21 protein-coding genes are annotated in these 21,043 nt (G+C 64.8%); 12 read left to right on the forward strand and 9 right to left on the reverse strand.

The features are described from left to right. Nucleotides 1-37: 37 nt before the first annotated feature. From rpsA to trpA, 8 genes are all read left to right on the forward strand, one after another. Nucleotides 38-1,750, forward strand: coding sequence for a 30S ribosomal protein S1 (rpsA, locus tag IH615_RS01430; protein ID WP_291359215.1), 1,713 nt, complete (start codon nucleotides 38-40; stop codon nucleotides 1,748-1,750). A gap of 119 nt (nucleotides 1,751-1,869) precedes the next feature. Continuing rightward, nucleotides 1,870-2,370 (forward strand): GNAT family N-acetyltransferase, encoded by a 501-nt coding sequence (locus IH615_RS01435; RefSeq protein WP_291359217.1) that lies wholly within the window; start codon nucleotides 1,870-1,872, stop codon nucleotides 2,368-2,370. 57 nt (nucleotides 2,371-2,427) lie between these two features. Next, nucleotides 2,428-3,387, forward strand: coding sequence for a signal peptide peptidase SppA (sppA, locus tag IH615_RS01440; protein WP_291359219.1), 960 nt, complete (start codon nucleotides 2,428-2,430; stop codon nucleotides 3,385-3,387). A 34-nt stretch (nucleotides 3,388-3,421) separates the two neighbouring features. Beyond that, entirely contained in the window at nucleotides 3,422-3,703 is a 282-nt protein-coding gene (locus IH615_RS01445; protein WP_035099264.1) for an integration host factor subunit beta, read from the forward strand. A gap of 31 nt (nucleotides 3,704-3,734) precedes the next feature. After that, nucleotides 3,735-4,097 carry a DUF1049 domain-containing protein gene (locus IH615_RS01450; protein ID WP_291359225.1) on the forward strand — a complete coding sequence of 121 codons (363 nt, stop codon included), beginning with the start codon at nucleotides 3,735-3,737 and terminating at the stop codon, nucleotides 4,095-4,097. Between the two features lie 5 nt (nucleotides 4,098-4,102). Next, nucleotides 4,103-4,750, forward strand: a complete 648-nt coding sequence (locus IH615_RS01455) for a phosphoribosylanthranilate isomerase (RefSeq protein ID WP_291359227.1) — start codon at nucleotides 4,103-4,105, stop codon at nucleotides 4,748-4,750. Between the two features lie 124 nt (nucleotides 4,751-4,874). Next, entirely contained in the window at nucleotides 4,875-6,086 is a 1,212-nt protein-coding gene (trpB, locus tag IH615_RS01460) for a tryptophan synthase subunit beta (RefSeq protein ID WP_291359229.1), read from the forward strand. Between the two features lie 2 nt (nucleotides 6,087-6,088). Further along, nucleotides 6,089-6,910 carry a tryptophan synthase subunit alpha gene (trpA, locus tag IH615_RS01465; RefSeq protein WP_291359230.1) on the forward strand — a complete coding sequence of 274 codons (822 nt, stop codon included), beginning with the start codon at nucleotides 6,089-6,091 and terminating at the stop codon, nucleotides 6,908-6,910. A 67-nt stretch (nucleotides 6,911-6,977) separates the two neighbouring features. Here the strand turns inward: trpA and IH615_RS01470 are convergent, their stop codons facing one another. After that, complete coding sequence (locus tag IH615_RS01470) at nucleotides 6,978-7,442, reverse strand: hypothetical protein (protein ID WP_291359232.1); 465 nt, start codon at nucleotides 7,440-7,442, stop codon at nucleotides 6,978-6,980. A gap of 389 nt (nucleotides 7,443-7,831) precedes the next feature. Between IH615_RS01470 and accD the strand changes: the two genes are divergently transcribed. The 3 genes from accD (at nucleotide 7,832) to IH615_RS01485 (ending at nucleotide 12,890) form a co-directional block, all read left to right on the forward strand. Beyond that, on the forward strand, nucleotides 7,832-8,806 hold the full coding sequence (gene accD, locus IH615_RS01475; RefSeq protein WP_291359233.1) for an acetyl-CoA carboxylase, carboxyltransferase subunit beta: 975 nt from the start codon (nucleotides 7,832-7,834) through the stop codon (nucleotides 8,804-8,806). A gap of 97 nt (nucleotides 8,807-8,903) precedes the next feature. Further along, nucleotides 8,904-11,417, forward strand: a complete 2,514-nt coding sequence (locus IH615_RS01480) for a methyl-accepting chemotaxis protein (RefSeq protein WP_291359234.1) — start codon at nucleotides 8,904-8,906, stop codon at nucleotides 11,415-11,417. A 177-nt stretch (nucleotides 11,418-11,594) separates the two neighbouring features. Continuing rightward, the gene (locus IH615_RS01485) at nucleotides 11,595-12,890 is read left to right on the forward strand and encodes a folylpolyglutamate synthase/dihydrofolate synthase family protein (protein WP_291359235.1); all 1,296 of its coding nucleotides are present in this window, start codon (nucleotides 11,595-11,597) and stop codon (nucleotides 12,888-12,890) included. 144 nt (nucleotides 12,891-13,034) lie between these two features. Here IH615_RS01485 and IH615_RS01490 read toward each other — a convergent pair whose 3' ends face one another. The 5 genes from IH615_RS01490 to IH615_RS01510 form a co-directional block, all read right to left on the reverse strand. Next, nucleotides 13,035-14,717, reverse strand: coding sequence for a glycoside hydrolase family 3 N-terminal domain-containing protein (locus IH615_RS01490; protein ID WP_291359236.1), 1,683 nt, complete (start codon nucleotides 14,715-14,717; stop codon nucleotides 13,035-13,037). A gap of 112 nt (nucleotides 14,718-14,829) precedes the next feature. Continuing rightward, complete coding sequence (truB, locus tag IH615_RS01495; protein ID WP_291359237.1) at nucleotides 14,830-15,732, reverse strand: tRNA pseudouridine(55) synthase TruB; 903 nt, start codon at nucleotides 15,730-15,732, stop codon at nucleotides 14,830-14,832. Then, nucleotides 15,729-16,136: a 30S ribosome-binding factor RbfA gene (rbfA, locus tag IH615_RS01500; RefSeq protein ID WP_291359238.1), complete on the reverse strand. Its 408-nt coding sequence runs from the start codon at nucleotides 16,134-16,136 to the stop codon at nucleotides 15,729-15,731. The genes truB and rbfA overlap by 4 nt, the downstream gene beginning before the upstream one ends. Before the next feature lie 31 nt (nucleotides 16,137-16,167). Beyond that, nucleotides 16,168-16,833, reverse strand: coding sequence for a hypothetical protein (locus IH615_RS01505; protein WP_291359240.1), 666 nt, complete (start codon nucleotides 16,831-16,833; stop codon nucleotides 16,168-16,170). Nucleotides 16,834-16,929: 96 nt separating this feature from the next. Beyond that, entirely contained in the window at nucleotides 16,930-17,946 is a 1,017-nt protein-coding gene (locus IH615_RS01510) for a D-glycerate dehydrogenase (RefSeq protein ID WP_291359242.1), read from the reverse strand. 104 nt (nucleotides 17,947-18,050) lie between these two features. Between IH615_RS01510 and IH615_RS01515 the strand changes: the two genes are divergently transcribed. Further along, complete coding sequence (locus IH615_RS01515) at nucleotides 18,051-18,629, forward strand: SH3 domain-containing protein (protein WP_291359244.1); 579 nt, start codon at nucleotides 18,051-18,053, stop codon at nucleotides 18,627-18,629. On the opposite strand, the gene IH615_RS01520 is transcribed toward IH615_RS01515, so the two are convergent. The 3 genes from IH615_RS01520 to IH615_RS01530 form a co-directional block, all read right to left on the reverse strand. Then, nucleotides 18,626-19,408 carry a siderophore ferric iron reductase gene (locus IH615_RS01520; RefSeq protein ID WP_291359246.1) on the reverse strand — a complete coding sequence of 261 codons (783 nt, stop codon included), beginning with the start codon at nucleotides 19,406-19,408 and terminating at the stop codon, nucleotides 18,626-18,628. The genes IH615_RS01515 and IH615_RS01520 overlap by 4 nt on opposite strands. A 65-nt stretch (nucleotides 19,409-19,473) precedes the next feature. Then, nucleotides 19,474-20,130: an aquaporin gene (locus tag IH615_RS01525; RefSeq protein ID WP_291359248.1), complete on the reverse strand. Its 657-nt coding sequence runs from the start codon at nucleotides 20,128-20,130 to the stop codon at nucleotides 19,474-19,476. 120 nt (nucleotides 20,131-20,250) lie between these two features. After that, nucleotides 20,251-21,012 (reverse strand): copper homeostasis protein CutC, encoded by a 762-nt coding sequence (locus tag IH615_RS01530; RefSeq protein ID WP_291359250.1) that lies wholly within the window; start codon nucleotides 21,010-21,012, stop codon nucleotides 20,251-20,253. Between the last annotated feature and the right edge of the window lie 31 nt (nucleotides 21,013-21,043).

Raw genomic sequence — 21,043 nt, forward strand, 5'->3', positions numbered from 1 at the left:
CTTCAATCTCAAACCCCCGGTGCAACGGAGAAGTTATTTGGCACAGCAAACTGTGACGAAAGAAGATTTTGAATCGCTGCTGATGGATTCGTTCATCGACAACGAGCCTTTGGAAGGTGCCGTGGTCAAGGGGACCGTGGTTGCCATCGAAAAGGACCTGGCGATCATCGATGTCGGTCTCAAGACCGAAGGGCGCATCGCGCTCAAGGAATTCGGCCAGGCCGGCCGTGACGGCACCATCAAGGTGGGCTCGATCGTCGAGGTCTATGTCGACCGCGTCGAGAACGCCATGGGCGAGGCTGTCCTCAGCCGCGAGAAGGCCCGCCGCGAAGAGAGCTGGGTCAAGCTCGAAGTCATGTACAACAACAATGAGCGCGTTGAAGGCACCATCTTCAACCAGGTCAAGGGCGGCTTCACGGTCGACCTGGAAGGCGCCATCGCCTTCCTGCCGCGTTCGCAGGTGGACATCCGTCCGATCCGCGATATCGCGCCGCTCATGAACGTGCCGCAGCCGTTCCAGATCCTGAAGATGGACAAGCGCCGCGGCAATATCGTCGTGTCGCGTCGCGCCATCCTCGAAGAGTCGCGCGCCGAACAGCGTTCGGAAATCGTGCAGCAGCTCGAAGAGGGTCAGGTTGTCGACGGCGTGGTCAAGAACATCACCGACTACGGTGCGTTCGTTGATCTCGGCGGCATTGACGGCCTGCTGCATGTCACCGACATCGCATGGCGCCGTGTGAACCACCCGTCCGAAGTGCTGACGATCGGCGAGACCATCAAGGTCCAGATCGTGCGCATCAACCACGAGTCGCACCGCATCTCGCTCGGCATGAAGCAGCTGCAGGCCGATCCGTGGGATGGCATCGAAGCCAAGTACCCGATCAACGCCAAGTTCACCGGCCGCGTCACCAACATCACCGACTACGGTGCTTTTGTTGAGCTCGAGCCCGGCATCGAAGGCCTGATCCACGTCTCGGAAATGAGCTGGACCAAGAAGAACGTCCATCCCGGCAAGATCGTCTCGACCTCCCAGGAAGTCGAAGTCGTCGTGCTGGAAGTCGATCCGGACAAGCGCCGCATCTCGCTGGGCCTCAAGCAGACCCTGGCCAATCCGTGGGAAAGCTTCGCCGAGAAGTTCCCCGTCGGTTCGGTCATCGAAGGCGAAGTCAAGAACAAGACCGAATTCGGCCTGTTCATCGGCCTCGACGGCGATGTGGACGGCATGGTTCACCTTTCCGACCTCGACTGGCAGAAGTCGGGCGAAGTGGCCCTGGAAGACTACAACCGCGGTGACATGGTTTCGGCCAAGGTCCTCGATGTTGACGTCGAAAAGGAACGCATCTCGCTGGGCATCAAGCAGCTCGCTGCTGGCGAAGCTTCGGCTGCCTCGGGCGACACGTCCGAAGCCGGCGGCATCCGCAAGGGCGCTGTCGTCACCGGCACCGTGATCGAAGTCAACGATGGGGGCATTGAAGTCCGTATCGCCGACAGCGACATGACCGCCTTCATCCGTCGTGCTGATCTCAGCCGCGATCGCAACGACCAGCGCCCGGAGCGTTTCTCCAAGGGCGAAAAGGTCGACGCGCGCGTCACCCAGTACGACCGCAAGACCTCGCGTATCCAGCTGTCGATCAAGGCACTGGAAATCGCCGAGGAAAAGGAAGCCGTCGCCAATTACGGTTCGTCGGATTCGGGCGCTTCGCTCGGCGACATCCTGGGCGCTGCGCTCAAGGGCCGCGAAGAGAAGTAATTCTCTGCCGGCAAAACCATCAGGCCCGCGCTTCACAGCGCGGGCCTTTTGCTTTCTAAGCTTGGGTGCTTCCGGGAAAGTGGTGGCCGCGGGTTCGGAAGCGCGGCGAAAGAGTGTCCATGACGAATGCAATGCACTGGCGGGCCCTGACCACGCTCGACCTGCCTGTTGTCGAGACCATCGCGGCTGCCGTGCATCCCGATTTTCCCGAGGATGTGGCCGTGTTTGCCGAAAGGCTGCGGCTCTATCCCGAGGGTGCGCGCCTCTTGGAACTGGATGGCAAGCCATCGGGCTACATCCTGAGCCATCCCTGGCGCTCCCAGGCGCTGCCCGAACTCAACGCCCTGCTCGGCGCCATTCCTGATAATGCCGACACCTATTACCTGCACGACCTGGCGCTGCTGCCGGCGGCACGGGGCACAGGTGCGGCCGCCATGATCGTCGGCGATATCCTGCGCCATGCCAGGGCGGTGGGCCTGCCCGAGGCCAGCCTCGTCGCCGTCAACGGCTCGCTGCCATTCTGGTACAAGCATGGCTTCCGGGTGCTCAAGGCACCCGCGCTGGATGAGAAACTCCAAAGCTACGAGGGCGCGGCGCGATATATGGTCAAGCGCTTCTGACTTGTAAAACCAGCGAGGCGGCTCTACCCGTCGGCAACGCCCAAGCTTGAGGCCAAGATGACTGACCAGCCCAATCACGAACCCGCCCGCGCGGATGCGCACACCGTTATTGCCGCCGAGACCTATCGCAAATCGCGTGGTCTATGGCGGGTGCTGGCCTTCATAGCGCTAGCCATGGCCGTGGTGGTGGGTCTGGGGCGTTTCGCCATGCCCGACAGGCCCGATGGTGACTATGTGGCGCGGCTGGTGATCGATGGCACCATCACCACCGACCGCGCCCGGCTGGAGGCCATTGCCGAGCTTGCCGAGGACGATGCGGTCAAGGCCGTGATCGTCGCCATCAACTCGCCCGGCGGCACCACGGCGGGCGGGGAAGAGCTCTACGAGGCGCTGGGGCAGTTGCGGGCGGCCAAGCCCACCGTGGCTGTCATCGGCGAGTTGGGGGCCTCGGCGGCCTATATGACCGCCATTGCCAGTGACCGGATTTTCGCCCGGCGCCTCTCCATCGTGGGCTCGATCGGCGTGCTCTACCAGCATGTCAATGCCGGCAAGCTGCTCGAAACGGTCGGCGTCGATCTCGACAAGGTCGCCTCGGGACCGCTCAAGGCCGAGCCCGATTTCGACGAGCCGATGGATGGCGCCCCGCGCGCCTCGATCGCTGCCCTGGTCGATGACAGCTTCCAGTGGTTCGTCGACGTTGTGGCCGAACGCCGCGGCCTGACGCGTCCGGCCACGCTCGCTCTGGCCGATGGCCGGATCGTCACGGGAAGGGTCGGGGTGGAAAGCGGGTTGATCGACGCCATTGGCGGGGAGCTCGAAGCCCTCGACTGGCTCAAAACCGAGCGCGAACTGCCCGGTGATCTCGATATCCGCACGGTGTGGCCGCAGCCCGAACAGGGGTTCGACCTCATCGGTACCTTCCTCAATGGCCAGGCGCGTGCCGCGCTCGGACTGCCCGAAGGCCCCATCACGCTTGACGGGCTGGTTTCCCTTTGGCAGGTTGGCTCTGCCCTCTGAGCAACGGGGTGGACGCCCAGATGCGGAGCCTTTGATGATCAAGTCGGAACTGGTCGAGAAACTCGCGGCGGAAAATCCGCATCTGTTCCAGCGTGATATCGAAAATATCGTCAATGCCATCCTCGACGAGATCGGGGACGCCATGGCGCGGGGCGACCGGGTCGAGCTGCGCGGCTTTGGTGCCTTTTCGGTCAAGAACCGACCGGCGCGTGTCGGTCGCAATCCGCGGACCGGCGAGCAGGTCGATGTGGGCGAGAAATACGTGCCGCAATTCAAGGCCGGCAAGGAAATCCGCGAGCGGCTCAACCGTTCGTAACGGGGCCAGAGCTCCATAGGTTACCAGACGCATGGTCAACAGAATCGTCGGTTGGGTGGTCCTCGTCCCGCTATGCCTGGGGCTGATCATCTTTGCCTTGGCCAACCGGCATTTCGTCGTGGTCAATTTCAATCCATTTGCGCCGGTCGAGGGCACGGTGGCGCCCGGCTTTGGCGTGCCGATGTTCGTCGTTCTCTATGTCGTGCTGCTGGTGGGGGTGCTGCTGGGCGGCACGGCCACCTGGTTTGCCCAGGCAAGCCACCGCCGACGCGAAAAGCACTGGCGCCGCGAGGCCCATATGCTCAATGGCGAGCTGGAAAAGCTGCGCCGCCACAATGGCCAGGCCAGTTCCGGCCCGCTGGCTGAAGTCGACGATCTCCTGGAGCTGCGCTGAGCGCGATGGCCGACCCCCTGATCATCAAGATTTGCGGCATCAAGACCCCTGAAATCCTCGAGACCGTCATCGCGTCCGGGGCCGACATGGTCGGGTTCATGCATTTTTCGCGCTCACCGCGCCATGTGAGCATCGAAGAGATCGCCACGCTGATCTCGGAAGCCCGCGGGCGGATCCAGACCTGCGTGGTGCTGGTCAATCCGGACAATAGCTGCGTAGCCGAAGTGGCGGCGCTGGGTCCCGACTGGATCCAGCTGCATGGTCCCGAAACACCGCACCGCGTGGAGGCCATCCGCGCCGAGGCCGGTGTCGAGATCATGAAGGCGCTGCCTATCGGTTCGGCCGACGACGTGGCCCATGTCGCCGCCTTCGTGGATGTCGCCGACAGCATCCTGCTCGATGCCAAGCCCCCCAAGGGCGCCGACCGGCCGGGCGGCCTGGGCGAGACCTTCGACTGGAGCCTGCTCAAGGCGCTTGACCCGTCCATCCCCTTCATGCTTTCGGGGGGCCTGACGCCGCAGACCGTGGCCGACGCCATCAGCAGCGTACGTCCTTACGGCGTCGATGTGTCATCTGGTGTCGAAACGGCACCGGGCGTAAAGGACAAGCGGCTGATCGAGGCGTTCATTCGCAACGCACGGGCAGCGGGCTGATACGATCTTCGTGAGACCTCATGGTGAGCTTGTCGAACCACGAGGTCGGTGCGCACAGACCTCGTCCTTCGACAGGCTCAGGATGAGGCCTGTGGGAGAACGCCGAGCAAGTTAGGACTTCCCGATGGACGGCATCAATTCCCTGCGCAACGGCCCCGACGAGGAGGGCCGGTTCGGGCTCTATGGCGGGCGTTTCGTGGCCGAAACACTGATGCCGCTGATTCTGGACCTCGAGGCGCATTATCGCGCTGCCAAACTCGATCCGGCCTTCAAGGCCGAGCTCGACGACCTCAGCGTGCATTATGCCGGCCGTCCGAGCCCGCTCTATTTCGCCAAGCGGCTGACCGAGCATCTGGGTGGCGCGAAAGTCTGGTTCAAGCGCGAGGAGCTGAACCACACCGGCTCACACAAGATCAACAATTGCCTGGGCCAGATCCTCTTGGCCAAGCGCATGGGCAAGACGCGGGTGATCGCCGAGACCGGGGCCGGCCAGCATGGCGTGGCCACGGCGACGGTCTGCGCCAAGTTCGACCTGCCCTGCACCATCTTCATGGGCGCCACCGATGTCGAGCGGCAGATGCCCAACGTGCTGCGCATGAAGATGCTGGGCGCCGAAGTCCGTCCGGTGACTGCCGGCGCCGGCACGCTCAAGGACGCCATGAACGAAGCGCTGCGCGACTGGGTGACCAATGTGGACACCACCTATTACCTGATCGGCACGGCAGCCGGCCCGCATCCCTATCCGGAGATGGTGCGCGACTTCCAGTCGGTGATCGGCACCGAGCTCAAGGAGCAGTTCCAGGAAGCCGAGGGCAAGCTGCCCGATGCCGTCGTTGCCTGCGTGGGCGGTGGCTCCAACGCCATCGGCACCTTCCACGCCTTCCTCGATGATGCCGACGTCAGGCTCTATGGCGCCGAAGCGGGCGGGCACGGCATCGACGTCGAGAACGGCCACGCCGCCTCTATGACCGGCGGGCGACCGGGCGTGCTGCATGGCAACCGCACCTATCTGCTGCAGGACAGTGATGGGCAGATTCTCGAAGGCCATTCGATTTCGGCTGGCCTCGATTATCCCGGCGTCGGGCCGGAGCACTCGTTCCTGCACGACAGCAAGCGCGTCACCTATGCGCCGATCACCGACAACGAGGCGCTCGAAGCCTTCCAGCTCTGCACGCGGCTCGAAGGCATCATTCCGGCGCTGGAATCGGCGCATGGACTGGCGCAACTGATGAAGGTCGCCCCATCCATGGGCAAGGACCAGTCGATCGTGCTGTGCCTGTCGGGGCGCGGCGACAAGGACGTCGAGAGCGTCGGCAAATATCTGGGGCTGCTGTAGTCATGACGCGTATCGAAAAGCGCTTCGCCGAAGCCAAGGCGGCCAATCGCCCGGCCCTGGTCACCTATGTCATGGCCGGCGATCCGGACCTTGCCACCAGCCAGGCCATCATGGAGGCCCTGCCCCAGGCGGGGTCCGACATCATTGAATTCGGCATGCCGTTTTCCGACCCGATGGCCGATGGCGTGGCCATCCAGCTGAGCGGGCAACGGGCGCTGGCCGCCGGCATGACGCTGCGCGGCGTGCTCGACATGGTGGAGAATTTCCGCCGCAAGGACGAGACCACGCCCATCGTGCTGATGGGCTATTACAACCCGATCTACGTGTTCGGCGTCGACGGGTTCCTGGCAGCCGCCAAGGCGGCTGGTGTCGACGGGCTGATCATCGTCGACCTGCCGCCCGAAGAGGATGACGAGCTCTGCATTCCGGCCCTCAAGGCCGGTCTCAACTTCATCCGCCTCACCACGCCCACCACCGACGACAAGCGACTGCCGGCGGTGCTCAAGAACACGTCGGGCTTTGTCTATTATGTGTCGATGACCGGCATTACCGGGGCGGTGATCAAGTCACGCGGCGCGGTGGGGGAAGCTGTTGAGCGCATCAAGGGCCATACCGACCTGCCGGTGGCCGTGGGCTTCGGCATCAAGACTGCCGAAGACGCCGCCGAGATCGGCAAGCATGCCGACGGCATCGTGGTGGGCACCGTGCTGGTGGATGCGGTGGGCAAGTCGCTGGCCGATGGCAAGGCGACGGACAAGACCGTCGCTGCGGTGCGCGACCTGGTGGCAGACCTGGCCAGCGGCGTGAAGCGGGCCAGGGGGTGAACGACCACCGGCCCAGCCTCCGAAGAGGCCGGGCCGGGGCTTCCCCGACAACGGTGAGGAGCGGGAACTATTGCACGGTGGTCGCCGGCGCCGCTGCAGCCGCGTCCGCCACGGGCATTTCGGATCCGGCGGTGGCCGGCGCTTCGGGCAGCGTTGACAGGTCCACCTCGGCCAGGCGGTCGGCACAAAGGTCGGCTGCGCCGTCGATCGGATCCTCGCGATCGCCAAAGGTTACCCAGCCACCATCCTCGAGCAGTCCATCGCGGCGATAGACGCTTTCTTCCGTGAGGGCAGTAAGATTGACCCGCGCGTCCGGCGACGCCAGGTAGCGCTTGAAGCAGATGTCGGCGGCAAGCTGTGCGACCGCCTGCTCGGCTGCCGTATCGGCACGCTGCTGGGCCGAGCCACCGGTTACCCAGCCACCCCAGGTGAAGCCGACAACCATTGTCGCCACCACGCAGCCGGCGCATGACCAGAACAGGACCGCCTTGCTAGCCTGGAAGTCGCGGAATTTTTCTGAGACCGATGCCATCGGCATTGCTCCTTGCAATAATTTCTGTTCGGCAAACGTGTTGTCGCGCCATCAAGTGAGTTGCAATTGTGGCATATTCGGAACGGAATTGCGACCTTTGAACTATACTTCAATATATGGCTCAGGCTATGTGGCAGATTGTTTTCGGGTTCTATTTTCTAGATATGACAAATAATAGGATTCAAATCTAATCGACCGCCGTCTGATGTCTGCATTTATTTTACTGATAGACACGATTTCGTGAGATAGATTTAATGCCAACAAGGTCCGGTGGTTGTGCATAGGTCGGAATATGACGACCGCTCACCTTTGCCCTCCTGCCCTCACCCTGATAACATTCGCCACAATTGACCCCTAGGTGACGCAACAGTCCCTTCGCGAGGCTCGCCATGAACTGGATCGATAATTTCGTCCGCCCGAAAATCCGCTCGTTCCTCAATACCAAGCGGGAGACGCCGGAGAATCTGTGGGTCAAGGACCCGGAATCGGGCGAGATGGTGTTCTACCGCGACCTCGAAGCCAATCAGTGGGTGGTGCCCAATTCGGGCTACCACATGAAGATCAAGCCGACGGACCGGCTCAAGACCTTCCTCGACGACGGCGCCTATGAGCTGGTGCCGGTGCCATCGGTGCCGGTCGATCCGCTGAAATTCCGCGACCAGAAGCGCTATACCGACCGGCTCAAGGAAAACCGGGCCAAGACCGGGTTCGACGATTCGGTCATCGTGGCTACCGGCAAGCTGTTCGAGCGCGATATCACCGTCGCCATCCAGGATTTCGATTTCATGGGCGGCTCGCTGGGCATGGCGGCCGGCCAGGGCATCATCACCGGCCTTGAAACCGCCGCCAGCCGCAAGACGGCCTTCGTGCTGTTCGTCGCCTCGGGCGGCGCGCGCATGCAGGAGGGCGTGCTGAGCCTGATGCAGATGCCGCGCACGACCGTGGCCGTGCTGCGCCTGCGCGAGGCCGGTCTCCCCTTCTTCGTCGTGCTGACCAATCCCACCACGGGCGGCGTCACCGCCTCCTATGCCATGCTGGGCGACGTGCATCTGGCGGAACCGGGCGCGCAGATCGGCTTTGCCGGCGCGCGCGTCATCGAGCAGACCATTCGCGAAAAGCTGCCCAAGGGCTTCCAGCGCTCGGAATATCTCTACGAACACGGCATGGTCGACATGGTGGTGCACCGGCACAACCTGCGCTCGACCATCGGCTCGCTGTCGGCGATCCTGACCAAGGCGGAAGCCTCGGGTGCACTGACCAATACTGCCCCCACAGTCGCCCGCACCAGCCTGCGCGATGCGGCAGTGGCAGCGGAAGGCGATGACGGCGACCTGGCCCCGGTCAGCGCCGCGCATGCCGAGTAGGGCCTTTACCCGCACTTAAGGACGACTCGCTAAAGTCTGCGGAAATTTTAGGCAGGCCGGTCAATTCCGGCCCGCCCTTCCGCCAGGTGGGTCCCCGATGTTCAAATTCTCGATGCCGATTGCCCGCAAGCTGCCACTCGCACTGCTGGGATCGGCCCTGCTGGTCAGCCTTGGCGTGGGAACGGCCAGCTACCTGATCGGCAGCCAGGCGCTGCGGACGGCAGCCGAGAGCAATCTCACCACCCTCGCCAGCGAACGCGCCGCAGCGGTCTCGACCTATCTCAAATCGGTGGAAGACGACCTTGTCGCCACCTCGCGCTCGGAGGCGAGCATCCAGGCCCTGCGCGATTTCGGCGGCGCCTGGCTGCAGTTCAAGGTCGATCCGACCGCCGAAGTGCGCAAGCTCTTCGTCGACGACAATCCCAACAAGGACAATCTTGCCGCGCTCGAGACGCTAGGTACGACCGGCGGCTATGACGTGACCCATACGCGGTTCCATCCCGGTTTCCGCGGCCAGATCGCGGCGCGCGGCTATCGCGACCTCTACCTGTTCGACCTCAAGGGCTTCATGGTCTATTCGGTCAACAAGGCCGATGATTTCGGCACCAGCTTCGCCGAAGGCGGCCCGCTGGCCGGATCGAGCCTGGGGCAGGTGTTCCAGCAGGCGGCGGCCATCGAAAACCCCGATGACCTGGTCTTTGCCGATTTCGCGCCCTATCAGGCCGCTGCAGGCCTGCCGGCGAGCTTTTTCGCCAAGCCGGTGTTCAACGCCCAGGGCCGCAAGGTCGGCGTGCTGGCCATCCAGCTGCCCTCCGAACGGCTCGACGCCGTCATCGGCGACCGCACGGGCCTGGGCGAGACCGGGGAAGTGCTGGTGGTGGGCCCCGATGGCCTGTTGCGCAGCGATTCCAGCTTTACCGAAACCAACGACGCCATGCTGACCCCGTTTGCCGGCCCCGTGCTCGATACGGCCCTGGCAGGCACGGCCAATAATGGCGAAACCAGCGCCTACCGTGCCACCGACATGCTGGTGGCTGCCGCGCCGATCGCCACGCGCGGGCAGCCCTGGGCTGCCGTGGCCGTCATGGCCACCGACGAAGTGCTCGCCCCGGTCGCCAATATGCGCAACATGATGCTGGCCATCGGCGCTGCCCTGCTGGTCGTGGTTGCGGCGCTGGGCCTGTTGTTCTCGCGCACCATCACCAAGCCCATTACCCGGCTGACTGATACGATGGACGCGCTAGCCAAGGGCGATCTCGAAGTCGAGGTCCGCGGCGCCGAGCGCACCGATGAATTGGGCGCCATGGCGCGGGCGGTGGAAGTGTTCCGCGAGAACGGCCAGAAGGTGGCCCAACTGACCGAGGCGGAGGCCGCGCAGGTGCTGGCCAACCAGGCCGAACGCGCCCGCATGATGGAAAGCCTGCAGCGCGCCTTTGGCGATGTGGTGGATGCCGCCATATCAGGCGATTTCACCAAGCGCGTCGAGGCCGAATTCGCCGATGCCGAGCTCAATACGCTGGCCCGCTCGGTCAATTCGCTGGTCGAGACGGTCGACCGGGGCCTGGGCGAGACCGGCGAAGTGCTGTCGGCCTTGGCTGATACCAACCTCACCCGCCGGGTGCGCGGCGACTATGAAGGCGCCTTTGCCCGCCTCAAGAACGACACCAATGCGGTGGCCGAAAAGCTCGGCGAGATCGTCGGCCAATTGCGCCAGACCTCGAGCGCGCTGAAAACCGCCACGGGGGAAATCCTGTCGGGCGCCAATGATCTGAGCGAACGCACCACCCGCCAGGCCGCGACGATCGAGGAAACCTCGGCGACCATGGAACAGCTCGCGGCCACGGTGCTGCAGAATGCGGCCAAGGCGGAAGCCGCCAGCAAGCAGGCCCAGGCCGTGTCCGAAACCGCCGAAGAGGGCGGCCGGGTGATGACCCAGGCCACCGACGCCATGGACCGGATCACGGCCTCCTCGGGCAAGATTTCCAACATTATCGGGCTGATCGACGATATCGCCTTCCAGACCAACCTGCTGGCCCTCAACGCTTCGGTCGAAGCCGCCCGTGCGGGCGATGCCGGCAAGGGCTTTGCCGTGGTGGCCGTCGAAGTGCGACGCCTGGCGCAGTCCGCCGCCAGCGCCTCGGCTGACGTCAAGGTGCTGATCGAGCAGAGCGCCAACGAGGTCAAGGGCGGCTCGCGCCTGGTGGCCGACGCCGCCGCCAAACTGTCGGGCATGCTCGGCTCTATCCGCGACAATACGGCGGCGCTCGAGGCCATTTCGCGCGACAGCCGCAGCCAGGCCAGCGCCATCGACGAAGTCAATGTCGCCGTGCGCACCATGGATGAGATGACCCAGCACAATGCGGCGCTGGTGGAACAAACCAATGCCGCCATCGAACAGACCGAGGCGCAGGCCACCGAGCTCGACCATATCGTTGATGTCTTCACGATCGACGAGACCCATGCCCGATCAGTCGCGCCGACAAGGGCCGCCCCCGCCGCGGCGCCGGCCGTCGGCGGCATCCGCGGCATGCAGGCAAAGCTCAAGGCCGTGGCCGGCAGCTATCTCAGCCGCGGCAGTGCCGCCGTCGACAAGGACTGGAACGAGTTCTGATCGGCCAGAGGCCGCCGCCAACTGGTCGTCACGACAGGGCGTGACCCGAGGGCTCTGTCCTTACCGGATGTGCCGCAAGTGAAGTGCCCTCGGGTCGAGCCCTGACGATCTGTGGGTGTTGCAGCGCAGGAGTATCAGCGCTACCTCATCAGCGCCCCGCCGCTGGTTTGAGTCCCCATGTCCCGCACCGATGCCATCCTGAAGCGCCTGTCGGCGCTGCATCCCAAGCTGATCGATCTCAGTCTTGACCGCATCCTGCCGCTGCTGGCGGAGCTGGGCAGCCCGCATGAGCAACTGCCGCCAGTAATCCATGTCGCCGGCACCAATGCCAAGGGCTCGACCATTGCCTATCTGCGGGCCTTTCTCGAAGCCGCGGGCAAGTCGGTGCATGTCTATAATTCGCCGCATCTGGTGCGGTTCAACGAGCGCATAAGGCTGGCCGGCAAGCTGGTGGGCACGCGCCGGCTCAATGCGGCGCTGGAGCGGGTCGAGGCGGTCAATGCGCAGCGGCCCATGACCTTTTTCGAGATCACCACTGCCGCCGCCTTCGTGCTGTTCGCCGAGACCCCGGCCGACTGCCTGCTGCTCGAAACCGGCTTGGGCGGCACCTATGACACGACCAATGTGGTGGCCCAGCCCCTGGGCGTGATCATCACCCCGGTCGATCTCGACCACCAGGCCTTTCTCGGCAACACCATCGCCCAGATCGCCGGCGAGAAGGCCGGCATTTTCAAGCGCGGCAGCAAGGCGGTCATCGGCATCCAGCGCGAGGAGGGCCGCGCGGTGCTGGACCGGGCGGCGCGGCGGCTGGGCATCACGCCGCTCTTCCAGGGCGAGGACTTCCACGGATCGCAGCAGGATGGACGGCTGGTCTACCAGGACGAGGATGGCCTGCTCGATTTACCGCCGCCGGCTTTGTTGGGGGCGCATCAATTCGACAATGCGGCTCTGGCCATCGCGGCGGCGCGCCATTTCGGGCTGCCGGTGGATGCCGACGCCTTCGCGCGCGGGTTGCGGCAGGTGAGTTGGCCCGCCCGCATGACGCCGCTGCAGACCGGGCCCTTGCGCGAGCTGTTGCCGCGTGGCGCAGAGCTCTGGCTCGACGGAATTCACAACGCCCATGGCGCCGCGGCCGTCGCGACGGTCCTGCGCGACCTCGACCGCGCCCGCCAGGCGCCCTTGGTACTGATCATGGGGCTGATGAATACGCGGGCACCCGCTGCGGTGCTGGCGCCCTTTGCCGGCATGGCGCGGGAGGTCCTCACCCTGACCATTCCGGGCGAGGCCAATGCGCACAAGGCGAGCTACATTGCCGAGGAGGCCCGCAAGGCGGGCTTTGATGCCCGCCCGATGCGCTCGGTGGTGACGGCGCTCAAGGCCGCGGCAGCCATACCCAATGCCCGCGTGCTGATCTGCGGCTCGCTCTACCTGGCTGGCGATGTGCTGGCCAGGAACGGCACGCCGCCGGACTGAATTCTGGCGGGATACCACTCCCACCCTCCCCCTGATAGGGGGCGGCGCTGCCCTGTGTTTGGGACCAAACGGCGCCTCAACTGGATCGGTCCCTCCCCCTATCAGGGGGAGGTTAGGAGGGGGGTATCCTCTTGAAAAAAATCCCTAATACTTCCCCTGCTCGCTCCCCACGAAGGGATCGACCGGGCTGGTGCCGGCGAAGGGCTGGCGACCCATCAGGCATTCCAAAGCTGCCGTCTGCAGGCTCTCGCTCGAGCCATAGACGTTGACATAGGCGGGTACGCGCGGGGCGTCGTAGAGGTAATAGGGATAGCCGAACGACACCATGAGCGTGGGGATATCGTGCCAGAACCGGCTCATGGCGCCAAAGACCGAACCGGTGAGCCTGGTCCAGTCGAGGAAGATGCGGCTGCGGGTGAGCAGGGTTTCCTCGGCGAAAAGGTAGAGCACCAGGTCGAAATTCTTCGGGCTCACCTCCATGCCCGGCGTATAGACCGTCACCTCGAAGCCTTCCTTCTCAAGCTGGTCTGGCAGGCTCAGCGGCAGCGGCTGCGGCACGAAGGGCAGGATCACACCGCCGGAGAAGACCAGCACGCGCTTGGTTTTGGCCGGTGAGAGCGGCAGCAGGTTCTTGACATCCTTGACGAGCGTCGGCACCCGCGCGGTGACCTGCCGGGCGGTGAGCTGGCTCTCCTCGGTGGCGACGGCGCTGCGCGCCGCATCGAGGCTGGGTTCGGGGCGATCGGCCTTGTGCAGGCCCAGGGCCGCTTTGAGCGCCAGCACGCGCGTTACCGCCTCGTCGACCCGCTCCTGGCTCAGCCGCCCATCGGCGACGGCCTTGACCAGCCGCATCAGGTCGCCATTGGGATCGTCGGAGAACAGGATCACGTCGCAGCCTGAAATGATGACTTCGGGCAGCACCTCGTCGCGCGGGCCCCAGTCGCCCATGCCGGCCATTGGCGTGGCATCGGAGACGATCAGGCCATTGAAGCCCAGTTCGCGGCGCAGCAGATCCTGGTTGAGCAACTTGCTCAGCGAGGCCGGCCGGTAGGCTTCGGCGCCGGCATCGGGGTCGATGGCACGGACGAAAGCGGGCAGGGCGATATGGGCGGACATGACGCTCATGACGCCGGCCTCAATCGCCTTGCGATAGAGGCGGCCGAAGCTCTTTTCCCATTCGGGCATGGAGAGCGGATTGACCGTGGTCACCAGATGCTGATCGCGGTCGTCATGGCCTTCGCCGGGCCAGTGCTTGATGGTGGCGGCGACGCCATTGGCCTGGAAGGCTGCGATCTGGGCCAGCGCGTGGCGCTCGACCTTGTCGATGTCGCTGCCATAGGAGCGGGTGCCGACAATGGCGCTGCGCCAGGCGGCGTTGATATCGATGACGGGGGTGAAACTCCAGTTGAGCCCCACCGCATGCGCCTCGCGCGCCATGATGGTGGAAACGGCCGACGTCGCCTCGACATCGTCGACTGCCGCAAGGCCCAGCGGATTGGGCACCGAGGTGCCGAAGGGCAGGCTCATGCGACTGCCTTCGAGATCGGCGCTGACCAGCAGCGGCACGGCGCTCAGCGTGCCGAGGTCACGGGCCAGGTCGATCTCGGCAAGGAGATCGTCGGAATAGATGCGGGTAATGCCGCCCGGACGGAAGCTGCGAACATTGTCGGCGACCTCGGCCGGGGCTCCACGCTCCAGCAGAACGAAGAGCTGGGACAGCTTGTCGCGCGGTGTGAAGGCGTCACGGGTGGCGGCAACCCAGGCCATGGCCTCGTCATCGAGATTGAACGGAGCGGCGGAAAGGTCGATCGGGGCCAAAAGGGGCATCCTCTGTTTTTCTGGTTCTAGCACTCAAAGGATCAAGGCGGCAAAGTCATGACCGAGGCAGCGTCGCGCTGAACGACGGCTCCCTCTCCCCTGAGGGGAGAGGTCATAGGCCCTAGTTGAACACCCGGCGGCATTTGAACTGGCCGAATTCGACCCAGCCGGTGGCCAGCACCTCGCCCTTGAAGCTCACCCAGCATTCGTCCAGCGATACCGGCGCGCCCGCGCCGGTCAGCAGCACTGCATTGCCATGGCGAACGGCGGTGGCCTGTTGCGGATCGAGGCGGATCTCAGGGAGGTCGGCAAAGCCTGAGGCAACGGGCTTGAGCAGTGCATCGCGCTCTTCCAGCGGCAGGGCCTCGAGCTGGTCGATGGTCACGGCGTCCTGGTCGTGGAACGGCCCCACCGCCGAGCGGTGCAGCATGCTGACATGGCCGCGCGTATCGAGGGTCTCGGCGATGTCGCGCGCCAGGGCGCGCACATAGGTGCCCTTGCCACAGGTGACTTCGAGCACGGATTGGTCGCTGCCATGCTCGATCAGCTCGATCGCGTCGACATCGATCTGGCGCGGTTGCAGTTCCACCGCCTCGCCCGCCCGCGCCAGGTCATAGGCGCGCTCGCCATCGACCTTGAGCGCCGAAAAGATCGGCGGGCGCTGCAGGATCGTGCCGGTGAACCGGGGCAGGACCGCTTCGAGCGCCGCCCGCTCAGGCCGGACATCTGAGGTGGCGACCACTGACCCCTCGGCGTCGTCGGTGGTGGTGGCGCTGCCCCATTTTATGGCGAAGCGATAGACCTTGGTGCCGTCCTGCACCTGCGGCACGGCCTTGGTAGCCTCGCCCAGGGCAATCGGCAATATGCCGGATGCCAGCGGGTCGAGCGTGCCGGCATGGCCGGCCTTGGCCGCGCCGAACAGCCAGCGCACCTTGCCCACCGCCTGGGTGGAGGTCATGTCATAGGGCTTATTGAGCACCACCCAGCCGGAAATGGCGCGCTTGATCCGTTTGGGCTGGTTCACTCGGTCTCGCCGTCTTCGCCATCGAGGTCGCGCTGCACCTTCTCGGAGCGCAGGAGGCTGTCGATGCGGCTGGCTTCGTCGAATGTATCGTCGACATAGAAGCGCACTTCGGGCGCGAATTTCATGTTGATCTGCGGGGCCACGCGACCGCGGACGAATTTGCGGTGCCGGTTGAGGGCAGCGACGATCTCTTCGGCATGCATGCCGCCCAGCGGCATGATGTAGGCATTGGCGATCTTGAGGTCGGGCGTCATGCGCACTTCGGGCACGGTGATGACCGAACCGCGCAGCGCGTCGTCCTCGATCTCGCCCCGGGCGAACATGGCGGCCAGCGCGTGGCGCACCAGTTCGCCGACGCGCAGCATGCGCTGGCTGGGGCCGGTGGGTTTGTTGTCTTTGCTCATCGGGGGGAATTAGAACCTCCCCGCTCCGCCGTCAATCGGCGAGGCTGAGCGAGACCTCTGTCTGCAGCTGCTCGGCACGGGCCTTGAGCACATCGGTGCTGACCGGCCAGGTGGTCGGGTCCGACGGATCAAACAGGGGGCCGCGCCATTCCTGATAGGCGATGGCGACGCCTTTCTCGGTCTTGGAAAAGGCCATGACCATCACCTCGCCCTGGCCGGCATAGCCTTCGAGCCCGTCCACATAGGCACCGCAGACATAGCCGAGCGGCGCCAGCTGTTCGCCGGCATCCTCGCCGAACTGGAAGAAGCCCGAGAGCTTGGGATTGCAGGTCTGGCTATAGCCATACATCACGGCGCTGCGGTAGTCGGCCAGCGGCCGGCTGGCCTCGAGCGTGATGCGGGCGCCATAGAGCGTGGTCCACCGCTCGGGCGTTTCGCCCTTGGGGTAGATTTCGAGCAGAGCCTGGCTGGGGTCGGAGCGGAAGCTGGTCTCGACCAGCGGCTGCACATTGCCGGACAGGCGTTCGGCGGGCGTCAGCCAATCGGGCAGCGGCAGGGTAAACTGGTGGCCGATGGTGGTCAGCACCAGCGCATTACCCTGTTCGGTCAGCGGCGCCTCGGTCACCACCTGCGCGAAGGCCGGCACCAACGAGGCACCGAGCAAGAAAGCTGCGAGCATGCTGCGGGCAAAAACCATGATTTCCTGGGGCCTCCCACCCTCTGTTCTGCACGAGCCTTAGGAGGGAATGGGCCATCGGGGCAAGTCAAATTATATCGATTGCGGTAAACGGCGTCAGGCCCGCAACCCGCCCCGCCCACCCTCGGGCAGCACGCGGTGTGGCGGCTGGTGACCATCCATGAAGGCCCGGATATTGACGATGACAGTCTCGCCCATCTCGATGCGGGCCTCCAGCGTCGCCGAGGCCATATGGGCGGTCAACACCACCTTGTTGGCCTCGGCCAAAGCGAGCAGGCGCGGGTCAATTCCGCGTTTGTTTTCAAACACATCGAGGGCTGCGCCACTGAGATGGCCGCTTTCAATGGCGGCCACCAGCGCAGCCTCGTCCAGCAGTTCGGGCCGCGAAACATTGACCACGAAGCTACCCGGCTTCATCCGCGCGATGCGCTCGGCGGAGAGGATATGGAAGGTCTCGCGCGTATGCGGGGTGTGCAGCGAGACGATATCGACCGCCTGGATCATGGCGTCGAGATCATGCCAATAGGTCGCCTCAAGCGGGTCCTCGATGCCCGGCGGACGCCGATTGCGCGAAAAGTAATGGATGTTGAGCCCAAAGGCCTTGGCGCGCTGGGCCACCGCCGTGCCGATGCGGCCCATGCCGACAATGCCCAGCGCCTTGCCGCGCAGCCGGTGTCCCAGCATGGAGGTGGGCGACCAGCCGGCCCAGACGCCGTCGCGCACCAGCATCTGGGTGCCTTCCACCAAGCGCCGCGGCAGCGCCAGCATCAGCACCATGGCCATATCGGCCGTATCTTCGGTGAGGACGGAGGGTGTATTGGTCACCGTCAGGCCCGCCGCCCAGGCGGCCTCGATGTCGATATTGTCCACGCCATTGCCGAACTGGGCGATCAGCCGCACGCTCTTGGGCAGGCGGGCGATGAGGTCGGCATCGATGCGGTCGGTGATGGAGGAGACCAGCACGTCCTTCCCGGCCAATCCCTCGATGATGTCGTCGCTCGTCAGGGTGACGTCGCCCTCGTTGACGTGGGTCTCGAACAGCGTCGCCATGCGGGCCTCGATGGTCTCGGGCAGGCGCCGGGTCACGAGAATGTGCGGTTTCTGGCTGGTCATAAGGTCCGGGATCGGAGGCATCAGGGGTGTGGAAAACTCCCCCTTCAGTGCCCATTAAGGATCATTGGCTAGTGATAGGGCAATTCCATTTGTTACGCAAAGTCATGTTTGACGAGACCATCCGTGGCCGCTTTGGCCGCATTTCCAGCGCTCTCTGCCGCCGTCTGCCCTGGGTCCTGCTGGTGCTGGCCCTGCTGGCGCCGCCCGCGCTTGCGCAAGCGGACAATCCCAGCGGCCTGCCGCTGCCGCGCTTTGCGACCACCCGGTCCGAGCCCATCAATGTGCGCGTCGGACCCGGGCAGAAATACGATATTGCCTGGACCTACCTCAAATCCGGGATTCCGGTGGAAATCGTGCAGGAATTCGACACCTGGCGCAAGATTCGCGATGTGGACGGCAGCGAAGGCTGGATCCACCAGAACCTGCTCGCCGGCACCCGCGCAGGCTATGTGACGCCGCTCATTGCCAATGGAGAAATCCCGCTGCGCGCCAGCCAGTCCGACGAAGCCGGCATCCGTGCCCGGCTGGGGCCGGGTCTCAAGGTCACCATAGCGGAATGCGACGGCACCTGGTGCCAGGTCAGTGCCACCGGGCAGGATGCGAGCCAGCGCGGCAGCACCTATTCGGGTTATCTGCACCAGGAAGAACTCTGGGGCGTCTATCCCGACGAGGTTTTCGACTAGAGTTCCGCCAGCGCGTTGGCCGTCTGCCGGGCCAGCCGGACCGCATTGTCCTGCTTTGGGCAGGTGGCGCAGAGGCGATCGGGGTCGATGCGATAGTCGAGGCAGCAGCCCTTGCGCTTGACGATCAGCAGGCGCTGCCCGGCGGGCCCCTGCACGGTTTCGAGCCCGCCCTGCCCGGTCAGGCCCAGCACGTGCAGCCACTGGGCTGAATAGGCCTCAATCTGCTCGGGTGGCAGGTCGCGGCGGCGCTGGCTGAGCCACACCATCAGACTGAGCATGCGATCGGCCAGCAGGCGCCGCGCCGGCAGGGGCTTGAGCCTGGCGAGCGCATTGACCTCCTCGAGCATCGCTGCGGTCATTGCCGAAAGCTGGCTGCCCGCATTGTCGATCAGCGCCTCGACAGAAGCGGCGACCTGCGCGCCCGGCAACAGGCGGTAGCCATCGACATAGATGCCGCGCCGCTGCTGACTGAGACCAGATAGGTCGGGCATGGCGCCGTGGAAATGCGCTGATATCACCGCCAGATAGGCGGGTTGCCACAGAAGGTTGGTCCAGAGCCGTACGGCGTAAAAGGCGGGGCCCGCCTTGGGGTAGGTCGCGGCCAGCGCCGCGTGGAGCTCGGCCAGCATGGGGCCATTGTCAGCGCCGGGTCGGTACCAGCCGGGCCGGGCCGGGCCGGGTTCGCCCTTCATGAAGCCGGTGAGCTGCGCGGCCGTCGCGATCAGCCGCGTGGTCGCGGCATCGCCGGTATCTTGCGCAAAGAGGAAGGAGCGGGCCATGCCTCGCTTCTATCCGGTCGCCCGGAAATGGAAAAGGCCGCCGGACGGCTCCGGCGGCCGAGGCATCAGATCTTGAGGATCTTGAAGCGGTAGAGCAGTCCGCCCAGGGCGCCGCCGGCCAGGGGCGCGACGATGAAGAGCCAGAGCTGGGCCAGGGCATTGCCGCCAACCAGGATTGCCGGGCCAAAGCTGCGGGCCGGATTGACCGAGACGCCGGTGACCTGGATGCCGACCAGATGGATGGCTACCAGGGTCAGGCCGATGGCAAGGCCGGCAAAGTGCGGCGCGGCGCGGTCGCCGGTCGAACCGAGAATCACGACGACGAAGATGGCGGTGAAGACGATCTCGAAGAGCAGCGCGGCGAGGAGCGAATATTCGCCGAGATAGCCGGGCCCCCAGCCGTTCTGGCCAAGATTGGCATTGCTGCCTGCGATGGCCCACAGGATCGCCGCGCCGGCCAGCGCGCCGGCAAACTGGGCGACCCAATGCTGGATCATGCTGATGAGTTCAAGGCGCCCGTCGATATAGAGCGCCAGACTCACCGCCGGGTTGATGTGGCAGCCCGAGATCGGGCCGATGGCATAGGCCATGGCGACGATGGCAAGGCCGAAGGCCAGCGAGATGCCGACCTGTCCGATGGCGTCGCCGCCCAGTACGGCTGCGCCGCAGCCGATCAGCACCAGCACAGCGGTGCCGATGAATTCCGCAATCAGTTTGTTCATGACGCTTGGTATCCCCAGAAAGACTTCCCCTGCCGACTCCCGAATCAGGGATCGACAATTCACGTTTCCTGCGACAGCGCGCCGCAGGCAAGCGGGGATGGGCCTGTCAGCACAGGATTTTCAGGCGCCGGCGCGGGCGGCGGCAATGGTGGCGCGCACAGCGTCCACATCCGTCAGGGTGATTTCGTATTCCCGCTCGATGGCGGTGCCGCCCATGCCGACATGGGGGTTGCGGAAGGCCATGCCTGATTTGATCGTGTGCAGGGCAGCAAAATGCATCTCGTCGACGCCGGTCGCCTGCCTCACCTGGCCGATATTGCCGGCATCGAGGGCGCCACAGGCCATGATCACGATGCGCCCATTGGCGAGGGTCTGGGTATCCTTGAGAATGTCGAGGCCCTCGATGGCCGTATCGCGCTGGCCGCTGGTCAGCACCCGGTCGACACCACATCTCACCAGCGCCTCGATGGCCTCACGATAATCTGCCGTCATGTCAAAGGCACGGTGGCAGGTGACCGACATGGGCCGTGCCGCCTCGACCAGCGCCGTGGTGCGGGCCTCGTCGATCCTGCCATCTGCTGTCAGGCAGCCGATGACGACGCCGGCCACATTGCCCAGGTCGCGCAAGGCCTTGATGTCCTCGAGCATCGTCTGGAATTCGAGCTCGGAATAAAGGAAGTCGCCGCCGCGCGGGCGGATGATGACGTGGAAGGGAATGGTCGCCACGCGCAGGGCCTCGCGCACCACGCCCAGGCTCGGCGTCAGCCCGCCTTCGAGCAGGCTCGCACACAATTCCACCCGATCGGCCCCGGCAGTCTGCGCCGCCACCAGGCCATCGATGCCCTCGACGCAGATTTCGATCTTGAACGGATGCTGGCTCATGAGTGGTCTCCAATTGGTATTGTATTGGATA

Source organism: Devosia sp. (assembly GCF_014860165.1).
GTDB lineage: Bacteria > Pseudomonadota > Alphaproteobacteria > Rhizobiales > Devosiaceae > Devosia.